This is a genomic window from Micromonospora sp. WMMB235 (genome assembly GCF_001855515.1).
GTDB lineage: Bacteria > Actinomycetota > Actinomycetes > Mycobacteriales > Micromonosporaceae > Micromonospora > Micromonospora aurantiaca.
The window spans coordinates 5,045,047-5,057,865 of sequence record NZ_MDRX01000001.1 but is presented as its reverse complement, the minus strand read 5'-3'; the positions used below and the strand labels follow the sequence as shown (position 1 = coordinate 5,057,865).

11 protein-coding genes are annotated in these 12,819 nt (G+C 71.7%); 3 read left to right on the top strand and 8 right to left on the bottom strand.

Features of this window, described 5'->3' with window-relative positions; translation table 11 throughout:
• Window positions 1-1,203: a substrate-binding domain-containing protein gene (locus BFV98_RS22305; RefSeq protein ID WP_013288707.1), complete on the bottom strand. Its 1,203-nt coding sequence runs from the start codon at window positions 1,201-1,203 to the stop codon at window positions 1-3.
• Window positions 1,204-1,480: 277 nt separating this feature from the next.
• Here BFV98_RS22305 and BFV98_RS22300 point away from each other — a divergent pair, with 277 nt between their 5' ends.
• The gene (locus BFV98_RS22300; RefSeq protein WP_013288708.1) at window positions 1,481-1,708 is read left to right on the top strand and encodes a GntR family transcriptional regulator; all 228 of its coding nucleotides are present in this window, start codon (window positions 1,481-1,483) and stop codon (window positions 1,706-1,708) included.
• 262 nt (window positions 1,709-1,970) lie between these two features.
• On the opposite strand, the gene BFV98_RS22295 is transcribed toward BFV98_RS22300, so the two are convergent.
• On the bottom strand, window positions 1,971-3,089 hold the full coding sequence (locus BFV98_RS22295) for a glycerophosphodiester phosphodiesterase (RefSeq protein ID WP_071097686.1): 1,119 nt from the start codon (window positions 3,087-3,089) through the stop codon (window positions 1,971-1,973).
• A 106-nt stretch (window positions 3,090-3,195) separates the two neighbouring features.
• On the opposite strand from BFV98_RS22295, the gene BFV98_RS22290 reads away from it, so the two are divergent.
• Window positions 3,196-4,530 (top strand): TrkH family potassium uptake protein, encoded by a 1,335-nt coding sequence (locus BFV98_RS22290; RefSeq protein WP_071097684.1) that lies wholly within the window; start codon window positions 3,196-3,198, stop codon window positions 4,528-4,530.
• Entirely contained in the window at window positions 4,520-5,188 is a 669-nt protein-coding gene (locus BFV98_RS22285) for a TrkA family potassium uptake protein (protein ID WP_071097683.1), read from the top strand. The genes BFV98_RS22290 and BFV98_RS22285 overlap by 11 nt, the downstream gene beginning before the upstream one ends.
• 86 nt (window positions 5,189-5,274) lie before the next feature.
• On the opposite strand, the gene BFV98_RS22280 is transcribed toward BFV98_RS22285, so the two are convergent.
• From BFV98_RS22280 to BFV98_RS22255, 6 genes are all read right to left on the bottom strand, one after another.
• On the bottom strand, window positions 5,275-6,894 hold the full coding sequence (locus BFV98_RS22280; protein WP_071097681.1) for a serine/threonine-protein kinase: 1,620 nt from the start codon (window positions 6,892-6,894) through the stop codon (window positions 5,275-5,277).
• Window positions 6,895-6,965: 71 nt separating this feature from the next.
• Complete coding sequence (locus tag BFV98_RS22275) at window positions 6,966-8,522, bottom strand: fused MFS/spermidine synthase (RefSeq protein WP_071097679.1); 1,557 nt, start codon at window positions 8,520-8,522, stop codon at window positions 6,966-6,968.
• 36 nt (window positions 8,523-8,558) lie between these two features.
• Window positions 8,559-9,596, bottom strand: coding sequence for a hypothetical protein (locus tag BFV98_RS22270; protein ID WP_013288714.1), 1,038 nt, complete (start codon window positions 9,594-9,596; stop codon window positions 8,559-8,561).
• A 184-nt stretch (window positions 9,597-9,780) separates the two neighbouring features.
• Window positions 9,781-10,590, bottom strand: a complete 810-nt coding sequence (locus BFV98_RS22265) for an inositol monophosphatase family protein (protein WP_013475179.1) — start codon at window positions 10,588-10,590, stop codon at window positions 9,781-9,783.
• On the bottom strand, window positions 10,583-11,035 hold the full coding sequence (locus BFV98_RS22260) for a response regulator (protein ID WP_013288716.1): 453 nt from the start codon (window positions 11,033-11,035) through the stop codon (window positions 10,583-10,585). The genes BFV98_RS22265 and BFV98_RS22260 overlap by 8 nt, the downstream gene beginning before the upstream one ends.
• Window positions 11,032-12,789, bottom strand: a complete 1,758-nt coding sequence (locus tag BFV98_RS22255) for an ATP-binding protein (RefSeq protein WP_071098967.1) — start codon at window positions 12,787-12,789, stop codon at window positions 11,032-11,034. The genes BFV98_RS22260 and BFV98_RS22255 overlap by 4 nt, the downstream gene beginning before the upstream one ends.
• Between the last annotated feature and the right edge of the window lie 30 nt (window positions 12,790-12,819).

Here is a 12,819-nt window from a genome sequence, read left to right as displayed (position 1 = left end):
TCAGCCCTTCATCTGCGCGACGGGCGGCGCGCTCTCGTCACCGGTGAGCGACTTCTGCGCGGTCGCCGTGAAGGCGGTGCCGCTGCCGGAGAGCTTGGCCTGGTACATCGGCTGGAGCAGGGCGTGGTCCTCGGCGCGGATCTTCATGGTGCCCTTGACGCCCTCGAACTCCCAGCCCTCCAGCGCCTTGATCATCTTCTCCACGTCGTCGCCGCCCTCCTGCACGGCCCGGACGACCATCTGCGCGGCGGCGAACCCGTCCGGGTGGAACAGGTCGAGCGTGCCGCCCGGCACCTTCGCCTTCGCGGCCTTGGCGGCCTCGGTGTCGCTGGCGCCGTCGAAGTAGTGCGACAGGAACGAGATCTTGCTGCCGGCCGCGCCGAACGTCGGCCACGAGGCACGGATGTCCAGGCCGGTGACGACAGTGGTGGAGGCGAGGACGCCCTGCTGGTCGAGCGTCTGCCACATGGCACCGGCGGTGGTGCCCGCCCAGGCGACGAAGAGCAGGTCCGGCTTGGCGGCCTTGATCTGGCTGGCGAACGGCGTGAACTCGGTGGCGCTGGCCGGGGCCCGGACGCTGCTCACGTTCGCGCCCGCACCGCCGATGACGGCCTTCACGGCGGCCTCGTTCGCGTCGCCGAACGCGCCGTCCTGCGCGAACACGACGACCTTCTTGCCGCCCGCGTCGCCGATGAACGACCGGGCGGTCACCACGTCCTGCCACGACTGACGGCCGGAACGGAACGTGTACTTGTTCGCGCCGGTCACCGCGTCGGTGGCGGCCGGGCCGGAGATGAACAGCACCTTGTTCTGCGCGGCGATCGGCGCCACCTGGAGCGCCACCCCGGAGGAGGTGGACCCCGCGATGATCTTCGTACCCTTGCCGATCAGGTCCTTCGCGGCGGACACGGCCTTGGCCGGGTCGCCCGCGTCGTCGGCCTCGGTCACCTCGATCGTGCGGTCACCGACCTTGCCGGTGCCCTTGGTGGCGAAGTCGAGGCCCGCCTTGAAACCCTCGATGTACTGCTTGCCGTAGCTGGCGAGCGGCCCGGACTGGGAGTAGACCAGACCGACCTTGACCGGGGCGGCGTCGCCGCCGCCGGATGCGGTGTCCTGCGGGCTGCCACAGGCCGTGGCGGCCAGAGCGACCGCCACCGAGGTGGCGGCGGTAAGGAACACCCGTCGCGTGTGCCGGATCGTCATTGCGACTCCAGGTGAGGACAGGGGGAATGTCAGTTGTCGGCTCACGCTAGAAGTGACGTCACCCACGGGCTATGTGGTCGGCGCACACAAGTACCTGTGACGGGATGGCCGCACGTTACAACGCCGGACATCGCCACGTAACCGCACCGACCCGGGATGGCCGCCCCCACCACGCGCACCTCGCCGGCAATGTCGTCCCACGCCATCGCGCGACCTGTCGCAGTGCCTGTGTAGGCAGGGCAGGATCGGATTCGCCGAACCAACCGGAGTCCCCACCATGCCCACAGCTGAAGCACCGTTCCGCCGTATCGCCAACGACATCGCCGCGAAGATCAAGAGCGGCGAGCTGAAGCCCGGCGACAGACTGCCCTCGACCCGTGAACTCGCCGAGACCTACGGCGTCCACATGAACACGGCCTACCGTGCGATGTCGTTGCTGCACGATCGCGAGTTGATCACCGGCCAGCCCGGCCGCGGCACGTACGTAGCCGAACCCCCGAGCTGATCAACTCCACTACGTCGAAGTGGCGGCATCATCGCGCCCGGAAGCAGCCACTTCCCCGAAGTGGCGCCCGCCCCGCGCGACAAGCCCCGCCACCACCGCCCACCACCACCGCCACCGCCCTCGCGAGATCTTGGTATGGAATGGCCCTTGGAGGGGCCGTTTCGTACCAAGATCTCGGGGGCGGCCGAGCGCGACGGGGCCGGGGAAAGCGCGGACGGGGTGCCCGCCGGAACGGCGAGCACCCCGTTTCAGCGGAGCAGGGTCAGCGGCCGGCTCGGGCGGCCACGGCCGTGTCGGGGTGGTCGCTGAACACGCCGTCCAGGCCCAGGTCGAGGAACAGCTCGTACTCGGACGTGATGTCACCACGCGCGTTCGGGTCGGTGCCGATGCGGAAGTCCGCAGGCAGGAACTGGTTCTCGGCCCGGAACGTCCACGCGTGCACCACCAGCTTCTGCCGGTGCGCGTCGCGGATCACCGAGGTCGGCGCGAGCAGCCGGCCGGCGGAGTCCCGGGGCACGATCAGGTTCTTGTTCAGGCCGACGCCGTCGGCGTACCGGGAGATCCAGGCAAGTCCCGCGGGCGTGGCCAGGTCCGCGTAGGTCCGCTTGTCTCCGCCCGCGACGAAGTCGTAGGGCGCGCCGCTCGCGTCCATGAGCTGCACCAGCCGTACGTCGATCATCTTGTCGAGCTTGCGCAGGTTGGCGGTCTCGAAGCTCTGGACGAACACCGGGTCGGCGCGGTGGGTGAGCCGGTTGCGGCGCAGCACCGCCACCAGCGGCTCCTCCAGCGGGCGGCCGATCGAGGCGAAGTAGGTGGGGTGCTTGGTCTCCGGGTAGACGCCGATGGTCCGGCCCCGGGCCTTCGACTCGGCCCGCGCCAGGTCGATGACCTCCTGGAACGTCGGGATCTCGAACCTGCCGTCGAACGCGGTGTTCGCGACCCGCACCTGGGGCAGCCGCTCCTTGGCCCGCAGCGTCTTCAGCTCGGCCAGCGTGAAGTCCTCGGTGAACCAGCCGGTGACGGTGACCCCGTCGATGGTCTTCGTCGCCTTGCGGCCGGCGAATTCGGGGCGGGCGGCCACGTCGGTCGTACCGGAGATCTCGTTCTCGTGCCGCGCGACCAGGACGCCGTCCTTGGTCGAGACCAGGTCCGGCTCGATGAAGTCGGCGCCCTGGCGGATGGCGAGCCGGTAGGCCTCCAGGGTGTGCTCCGGGCGGTAGCCGCTCGCGCCGCGGTGGCCGATCACGATCGGCCGCTGGGCCGCGGGGGCACGCTCGGCGCGGTGGTCCGGGCCGGCCTGGGCGGCCACGGCCGGCACCACCACAGCGGCCGCCGCGAGCAGCGCGCCGGCCACGCCGAGGGTGGAAAGGGTACGTCGCAACGCCGTCTCCTGTCGTCGATGGGTACGCACAGCAGACCGGTCGTGGTTGACCGCCAGTTGGTCGGTTCCTGACCTGCCGGTGAATCTCCGGACGGAAGATGACGGGATGCGCCGCCTGCTCCGGAAGCCCGTACGGCTGGTGCCGTTGGGGTTCCTGGCGGTGATCCTGGTCGGCACCGGTCTGCTCATGCTGCCCTGGGCCACCAACGAGCAGCGGTACACCCCGTTCGTCACCGCGCTGTTCACGTCCACGTCGGCGGTGTCGGTGACCGGGTTGGCGGTGACCGACACGCCGAACTACTGGAACGGCTTCGGGCTCGTGATGATCACCGTGCTGACGCAGCTCGGCGGTCTGGGCATCCTGACCGGGGCGTCGCTGGTGATCCTGGCGGTCTCCCGCCAGCTCGGCCTGCGTAACCGGCTGCTCGTGCAGGCGGAGACCGCCGAGTTCGGCCTCGGCGACGTACGCCGGCTGCTGTTGCGCATCGCGGCGACCGTCTTCGTGATCGAGGCGCTGATGACCGCGGTGATCGCCACGCGCCTGTTCCTGGCGTACGACTACCGGCCGGGCCGGGCGCTCTGGTCGGCGGTGTTCCACTCGGTGCAGGCGTTCAACAACGGCGGGTTCGCGCTCTACTCCGACGGCCTGATCGCGTTCTCCCGGGACGGCTGGGTGGCGCTGCCGCTCAGCATCGGCGCGATCATCGGCGGGCTGGGCTTCCCGGCGCTGTTCGAGGCGGTACGCGAGTGGCGGCAGCCGGCGCGCTGGGCGGTCGCCACGAAGCTGACCGTGTGGGGCAGCGTGGTGCTGACCGTCTTCGGCGTCGCCTACCTGCTGATGGCCGAGTGGACCAACCCGTTCACGATCGGCACCTTCGACGTGCAGGGCAAGCTGCTGGCGTCGTTCACGCAGATCGCGTTGAGCCGTACCGGCGGCTTCGACGTGATCAACGTCGGGCACCTCACCGACGAGAGCTACCCGATGCTGATCGGCCTGATGTTCATCGGCGGCGGCAGCGCCAGCACCGCCGGCGGCATCAAGGTCTCCACGTTCTTCCTGCTCGGCTTCGCCATCTGGGCCGAGCTGCGGGGCGAGCCGGACACCACTGTCGGGCGCCGCCGGGTGGCGGCGGCGAGCCAGCGGCAGGCGCTGACCGTGGCGCTGCTGAGCGTGGCGCTCGTGGCCGGGGGAACCGTCGGCCTGATCGCGCTGACCTCGCACGTGTCGTTCTCGGCCGCGTTGTTCGAGGTCACCTCCGCGTTCAGCACGACCGGTCTGACCGTCGGGGTGTCCGGGCAGCTCTCCCCGCCGGGTCAGTACGTGCTGACCGCGCTCATGTACATCGGCCGGGTCGGGCCGCTCACCCTCGGCTCGGCCATCGCGTTGAACACCCGTCGACGGCTGTACCGCTACCCGGAGGAGCAACCCATTGTCGGCTAGACATCCGGAGGAGACAGGCATCGCGGTGATCGGCCTGGGCCGGTTCGGCACGCGCCTGGCGGAGTCCCTGTCCCGTCTCGGTTACGAGGTGCTGGCGATCGACCGTGACCCGGCCCGGGTCCAGCACTGGTCGGCCGACCTCGACCGGGTGGTGCAGGCGGACAGCACCGAGGAGGTGGTGCTGCGCCAGCTCGGGCTGGCGGACTTCCGCCGGGTCGTGGTCGCGATCGGGGCGTCGCTGGAGGCGAGCGTGCTCACCGTACTGGCGCTGGCCGAGCTGGGGATCGAGCAGATCTGGGCGCGGGCCACCTCGGAGAAGCACGCGAAGATCCTGCACTCGGTCGGCGCGCACCACGTGGTCTTCCCCGAGGCGGAGACCGGCGAGCGGGTGGCGCACCTGATCGTCAGCCGGATGCTCGACTTCATCGAGTTCGACGACGACTTCGCCATCGCCAAGGTCAAGGTGCCCGCGCCGCTGGTCGGGCGGTCACTGCGCGACATCGCACCGCAGGACCGGTACGGCGTCATGGTGGTGGGCGAGAAGCAGTCCGGGCAGCCGTTCCGTTATGCCGGGCCGGACACGGTGCTGCAGGCGGACACCGTGCTCATCGTGGAGGGCGGCATCACCCAGGTGCAGCGCTTCTCCGCGCTGACCTGACGACGGCGCCGACCTGACGGCAGGTCTCGCCTGTCAGCCCTTCTTCGGACCCTTGCCCTTGCCGTGCCCACCCCCCTTCGGCCGGTCTACTTTGCTTTTCCCTTGCCGTTCTCCTTGCCCTTGGACTTCGGCGCGGCCTTGGGCTTCGGTTTCGCCGGCGCCGGTTTGGCCTTCGCCGGCCCGCTCTTGGCGGTGGTCTTGGTGGCCGGCTTGACCGGCGTCTTCACCGGCGGCGCGGTGGTCGGCGCCGAGCCGGCGATGCCGGAGACCTGCACGCCGCAGGTGCTGTCGCCGAGCGTGAACTCGACAGGCAGCGTGTTGCTCCCGGTGTAGCGGCCGGCCAGCGTCAGCTTCGTCGACGCGCCGGGGGCCAGCGCCGGGTCCGTCGCCGGTGCGGCGATCGAGACGGTACGCCCCACCTGACGTGCCGTGGGCTGGGCCGTGGTGACCGTCTGCTTGCCGGGGAACGTGAAGTTCATGGTCCAGCCGCGCAGTTCCCGGTCGCTGGTGTTGGTGAGCGTCAGCTCGGCGGAGAAGTCCTTGCCGGTGTCGCGGCGCAGCGAGTAGTCGACAGCGCACGGGATCGTCTCGGGCAGGCTCATCCGCGCTTCGGTCGGCTCCACCCCGCCGCTGGCCGGGCTCCGCGACGTCAGCCCCCACAGGGTGGCGGTCACCGCGACCAGCCCGACGGCGGCGACCCCGGCCTCCACCTTGCGCCGCCGCGCCACCGCCCGCCTGGTGCGGGTACGCACCACCGAGAACGGCAGCGCGTCGGTCTCCGCCGACCACGGCAGGATGGTGGTGCCGGCGTTCTCGGCGAGCGCCGGGTCCATCCGGCCGAACGCCGGCGACACCGGCACGATCGCCGCGATACCTGCCGCCTCGGCGAGCGTACGGGCCACCTCGGCGGTCGCCGGGCGGTCCTCGGGGCGCTTGGCCAGGCACCGCTGCACGAGCGAGGCGACCGGCTCGGGCAGCCCCGGCACCGCGGGCATCGGGTCCGGGTCGCGGTACATGTGGGCGCGCAGCATCTCGGTGGTGGTGCTGGCCTGCCACGGCAGGCGGCCGGTGAGCATCCGGTAGAGCAGCAGCCCGACCGCGTACACGTCGGTGGCCGGCGAGACGTGGCCGTTGTCCAGCCGCTCCGGCGCCAGGTACGCGGGCGTGCCGAGCAACGCGCCGTCCGGCCCCTTGTCGCTCTCCCCCACCAGCGCCGAGATGCCGAAGTCGACGACCTTCACGCCGGTCGGGGTCAGCATCACGTTGCCCGGGGTCACGTCCCGGTGCACCACACCGCGGGCGTGCGCGGCGGCCAGCGCCGAGGCGACCTCCGCGCCGATGGTCATGGCCTCCCGCCAGGGAAGCTGCCCGTCGCGGCCGAGCCGCCCGCTGAGCGGACCGCCGTCGACCAGCTCCATCACCACGTACGGCACGGTCAGGCCGACCTGCACGGACTCGCCGTAGTCGTACACGTTGGTGATGTTGGGGTGGCACAGCCGCGCGGCGGCCTGCGCCTCCACCCGGATCCGGTGCCGGAACGCCTTGTCGCTGGCCAGCCGCGAGGCCAGCACCTTGACCGCCACCTGGCGGCCCAGCACCTCGTCGTAGCCGCGCCAGACGACCGACATGCCGCCCGCACCCAACTGCTCGACGAGCCGATATCGCTCGCCGAGCAGTTGCACGCCGTTCCTGACCGGTCCACCCATGGTCGGTCCTGTTGCCCGAAGTGGGCCCCGGTACACCTCAGCTGTCGGAATCGGTCAGGAAGTTCACCCGTTCAGGCGGTCGCGAGCAGTTGGTCCACCGGCGCGTAGTCGTCGGTGAGCACCATCGCGTCGCCCACCCACTCGGTCACCGCCGCCTCGTCCATCAGCGCGGCCGGCTCGGGCAGCAGCTTGAGGCCAGGCGGGATCGCGGCGAGCGGCAGCGGCGCGTCCGAGGCGACGATCACGAAGTTGGCGCCCTGCCTCCCGTCGATCGCGCCGGGCGGGGCGATCAGCGCGACGTGCGCGAACTCGGCCTTCACGGTGGCCAGCTCGGCCCGGATGAACCGGCCCGGCGGGTAGTCGATGACGTTCTGCACGTAGATCCCGTCCGGGCGCAGCACCCGGCGGATGTCGGCGGCCATCTCCCGGGTCGCCAGGTGCCACGGCACGACCAGGTGGCCGAACGCGTCGCCGACGATGAAGTCGCGGCTGTCGGCCGGCTCGCCGCGCAGCAGCACCCGCGCGTCACCCACCTCGGCGCGCATCTGCGTGCCGGTACGCAGGCCCAGCTCCCGCCGGTCCAGCTCGACCAGGCCGCCGTCGAGTTCGAACACCAGGTTGTCGCTGCCGGGCCGGGTCGCGGCCAGGTAGTGCGGCACCGTGAAGCCGCCGCCGCCCAGGTGCAGCGCGTCCATCGGCTGCTTCGCCGGCCGCGCCACGTCCGCGACCAGGCCGATCCACTGCGTGTACGCGTACTTGAGGTGGGTCGGCTCGCCCAGGTCGACGTACGAGTGCTCGGCCGAGTTGAGGTAGAGCGTGCGCCCCTGCGGCCAGGACGGGTCCACCTCGACGCGGGCGCAGTGGTACGCGGTCTCCACGTCGCACGGGTTCGGCGCCGCGGCGGTGAGCCCGGCGGCGGCGAGCCCGAGCAACGCCAGCGCGGCCTTGACCCGGCCCGGCGCGGACAGTCCGCTCGGGCCGGCCTGCCGTCGCAGCCAGAAGCCGAGCGCCAGCCCGGTCACGCCGAGCACGGCGGCCAGTCCCAGCACGATGACGGTGCTGGACAGCGCCGCCACCAGCACGAAACCGGTGCCGAGCGTGGCGGTGATGCCGCCGAGCGTGCCGATGCCGGACAGCTTGCCCACCACCTGCCCGGTCCGGCGCAGGTCGGCGAGCTGGAGCTTCACCACGAGCGGGGTGATCCCGGCCAGCAACGCGGCGGGCAGCAGGACGGTCAGCGCGGTCAGCAGGAGGACCGCGCTCGCCGCGCCGCCGCGCAGCGCCTCACCGGCGTACCTGACGATGGGCAGCGTGATTGCGGTGGCGATGCCGGCCAGCACCAGCGCCGGGGCCAGCAGGGTGCGCGGGTCACGCCGGTCGGCGAGCCAGCCGCCGAACCACGCCCCGTACGCGATGGCGGCGAGCGCCATGCCGATCACCGAGCTGGTCACCTGGAGGGTCACCCCGACGTACGGGCCGACCAGGCGCAACGACACGGTCTCCAGCACCAGCACGGCCCCGCTGGAGAGGAAGACGAGGAACGCGGCGAGCCCGTTGGGCAGGGCCCGGGGCGGGACCGGGGCGTCGGCCGCCGGTCCCGCGATGACGTCGGACGATGTGCTGCTCACCGTGGCGATGCTACGCAGCGCTCGCGGCGGGCCGGGTCAATACATCGAGATGTGAACATGGTTTGTGTGGTCCGCCGCCGGGCTGCCGCCGCCGCTGTACGCCCGCCAGCCGGTGTTCGGCATCCAGATCTGCCGATACCAGATGACGTACATGATGCCGAGCCGGTTGGCGTTGTTCTTCGCCCAGGCGGCGAGGCTGTCGCCGTACGCCTTGTCGCCACCGGTGGCGGTCTTGTCCTCGAACCCGCCGCTGGCGGCGGAGAAGTCGCAGGCCCGGCCCTTGGGGTGCTCGCCGCCGCCACCGCTGCGGTGACACGAGGCGTAGCGCTTGTAACCGGCCGACTTGGCCTGCTGGAGCATGTGCAGCGTGCGCGGGGTGATGCAGCCGGACGCGGGCGTCGGGTCGTCGACCGAGCAGGACTCCGACGGCCACGAGCCGTCCGAGTTGCGCGGCGCGGGCTTCGCCGACGAGGAGGTGCCGTTGAACCCGGACCCGGCGCCGGAACTGACCTTCGCCAGCGCCACCTCGGCGTCCTTCTTCTTGCGGGCCTGCACGGCGACCTGCTTGGCCTGCTCGCGCACCTCGGCGTCGATGGCGAGCTTCGCCTCGGCCGCCTGCGCCTTCGCGTCGGCCAGTTCCCGCAGCCGCTTGCTGTCGCGCTGGGCCATCACGTCCAGCTCGGCCGCGCGCTTGAGGAAGTCGTTCGGGTCGGCGCTGGCCAGCAGCATCGACGTCGCGGTCAGCCGGCCCATCCGGTACGACTGCGCGGCGACCTCACCGGCCTGCGCGCTGAGCCCGACGAGGCGTCCCTCGATGTCGGTGAGCTGGGCGGCGAGCGCCTTCTGCCGGCGCTTGGAGTTCTCCAGCTTGTTCTGGGCCTCGATGTGGCCCTTCGCCGCCGCCTCCAACGCCGCCCGCAACTGCTTGCTGCCGCCCTCGTTCGGGGCGTTCGGGCTGGGTACGGCGGCGGCCGGGCCGGCGGCCACGCCGGAGCCGAGCAGCACGGCCACCGCGGCGAACGCGGCGAGCAGCGACCGCCGGACGCGCCGGCCGGTAGGGCTGGTCCTGGGCACGTGTTGGTCCTTCCGTCGACCGCCGGCCCCCGTACACCGAGCGGCGTCTCCGCCGGCGCCGGACGGCGGCCTGCTGGCGGAGACCGCCGGTCACGATACCGGACCACGCGCGACACGCCAGGCCGGCGACGGCGTACGGCCTCCGACGTCGACGCAGCGTGCCGTGCCCGTCGCGCAGCGCCGCTCAACCGCCCAGCAGGGCGGCGCTCACCTCGTCCCAGATCTCCGGGCTCGCCGCCACGAGCAGTCCCCGGCCCTCGTCGGCCGGGTGGTAGTCGGCACCGTCGAACCGGCGGGCCACGCCACCGGCCTCGCGCACCAGCAACGTGCCGGGCGTGTGGTCCCACGGCAGGGTGCGCCAGAACAGCACGAACTGCTGCTCGCCGGTGAGCACGTCCAGGTATTCCCGGCCGGCGCAGTGCTGGCCGGGCAGCAGCTCACCGATGCGGCGGCCGCCCTCCTCCACCCGGCGGCGGAAATCCGGGGGCAGGAACTTCGTCGCCGCGGTGCCGCGCAGCGCGCCCACCCTCGGCTCGGCCCGCGGCGCACTCAGCGACGCCCCGTCCAGCGCGGCGCCGGCGCCGAGCCGGCCCGCCGCCATCGTGCCGTCGAGCGGGTCGTACACCCAGGACGCCACCGGTACGCCGTCGGTGAGCAGCGCCGCCATCAGTGCGAACGGCCGGCGGCCGGCGGCGAAGTTGGAGGTGCCGTCGACCGGGTCGACGAGCCAGACGTCGCCGCTGCCGCGCAGGTGCCGCAGCAGGTCGGGATCGTCGGCGACGGCCTCCTCGCCGACCACCACCGAGCCGGGACGCAGCCGCCGCAGTCCTTCGGAGATCAGCGCCTCGGCCTCGCGGTCGGCGACCGTGACCACCTCGCCCGGTGCCTTCTCGGAGATGTCGGACGCGTCGAGCCGGCGGAACAACGGCACGACGACCTTGGCCGCCGCCTCCCGCAGCAGCGCGCCGACGTCGTCCAGCAGCGGGTCAGCCACGCGGCGGCAGCTTGACCACGCTGACGAAGAACTCGTCGATCTGGCGGACCACCGAGATGAAGCGCTCGAAGTCCACCGGCTTGGTCACGTAGGCGTTGGCGTGCAGCTGGTAGCTGCGCAGGATGTCCTCGTCGGCCTGCGAGGTGGTGAGCACCACGACCGGGATGCGGCAGAGCTGCGCGTCCTTCTTGATCTCCTTGAGCACCTCCCGGCCGTCGCGCCGGGGCAGGTTCAGGTCGAGCAGGATCAGGTCGGGCGTCACCGCGTCCGCGTACCGGCCCTCGCGGCGCAGGTAGGCGAGCGCCTCGGCGCCGTCGGAGACGACGGTGAGGCGGTTGCGGAGCTTGTGCTCCTCGAACGCCTCCTGGGTCATCAGCACGTCACCGGGGTCGTCCTCGACGAGCAGGACCTCGATCGGGCTCTTGCCGTCCGCGGGCGCGGTCATCCCACCGTCTCCTTCATGCCACCGTTTGTACCGTGTCGGTCCGCCTGCGCGGGCGGCTCTTCGCGTGCCTCGCCGTCCGGCTGCCGCCCGGCGCCCGCCGGGTCGGTCTCGGCGCCCTCGGCGGCCGGCGTTCCGGCCGGCTCCGCGGCGTCCCCGTCCGCGGCGTCCCCGTCCGCTGCCGCCTCCGCCGCCTTGGCGGCCTCGATGTCGGCCTCCAGCGCGGGCAGCGTGAACCGGATGGTGGTGCCCTCGTCGGCGTCGGTGTCCACCCAGACCCGGCCGCCGTGATACTCCACGATCTTCTTGACGATGGCCAGTCCGATGCCGGTGCCCGGGTACGCGTCCTTCGAGTGCAGCCGCTGGAAGATCACGAAGATCTTGTCGGCGAACTCCGGTTCGATCCCGATGCCGTTGTCCCGGCAGCTGATCTCCCACTCGCCGTCCACCAGCCGCGCCGACACGTGCACCTTCGCCGGCACGTCGGGCCGGCGGAACTTCACCGAGTTGCTGACCAGGTTGACCAGCAGGTTGGTCAGCAGCGGCTCCTCGCCGCGGATGGTCGGCATCTCGCCCCAGGTCAGCTCCGCGTCGGCGTACTGCAACGCCGCCTCGGTCTGCCCCGCCACGTCGCCCATCACCTTGTTCAGGTCGACCTCGGTGAAACCGGTGGTCAACCGGCCGATCCGGGAGAACGCCAGGAGGTCGTTGATCAGCCGCTGCATGCGCTGCGCGCCGTCCACCGCGAACGCGATGTACTGGTCGGCCCGCTCGTCGAGCTGCCCGGCGTACCGCCGCTGGAGGAGCTGGCAGAAGCTCGCCACCTTGCGCAGCGGCTCCTGGAGGTCGTGCGAGGCGACGTACGCGAACTGCTCCAGGTCACGGTTGGACCGGGTCAGCTCCTCGGCCTGCTTCTGCAGCTGGCTGTTGACCCACTCGATGCGCTCCCGCGCCTCGCGTACCTCGTCCAGCTCCCGGGCGATCTTCATCCGCATCTGGTCGATGTCCTCGGCGAGCCGCCGGAACTCCGGCGGGCCGGAGCCCTCGATGTGGTGCCGGTAGTCGCCGTCGGCCACCTCGCGCACCTGACTGACCAGGGCGGCCAGCGGGCGGATCAGGATCCGGTCCAGCGAGAGCAGCATGACCACGCCGGCCGCCGTCACCACGAGCGCGGCGATGATCAGCAGCACGACGAGCGTGTTGCTGGTCGAGTTGACCCGGTCGGCGGTCTCCTCCCGGACGGTGAGGATCTCGTCCTGGAGCGTGTTCACCGACGCCCTGATGCCGTCGAACTGCTGCCGGGTCGCGTCCGTGATCAGCGCCTGGCCGGCCTCCGCGCCGTCCCGCTCGACAGTGGTGATGACCGGCTCGGCCACCTGGGCCCGCCACTGTGCGGTCTGCTGCTCGACCACGTCCAGCGACCGCCGCACGTCCGGGTAGTCGGCGGAGAGGTCCCGGATCGAGGTGACCAGGCTCTGCTCGCGCTTCACGCCCTCCTGGTAGGGCTCCAGGTCGCTGCGGTCGCCGTTCACCGCGTACCCGCGCACCGACGTCTCCTGGTCGAGCAGCACGCTCATCAGCTCCTGCGCCTGGACGCGCAGCGGGCCGGTCTTGAGCAGCACCGCGTCGATGTTCTCGCGGTTCTTCGCCGCGACCGCCGCCTCCGCGGCGGCCAGACCGAGCAGCAGCACCAGCACCACGCCGAGGAGCGCGACCACCCGCCGCCGCAGGGTCCACCCCTGCTGGTACGCCTTCACAGGTTCCTCCCCGTCGCCCTTCGCGCTCAC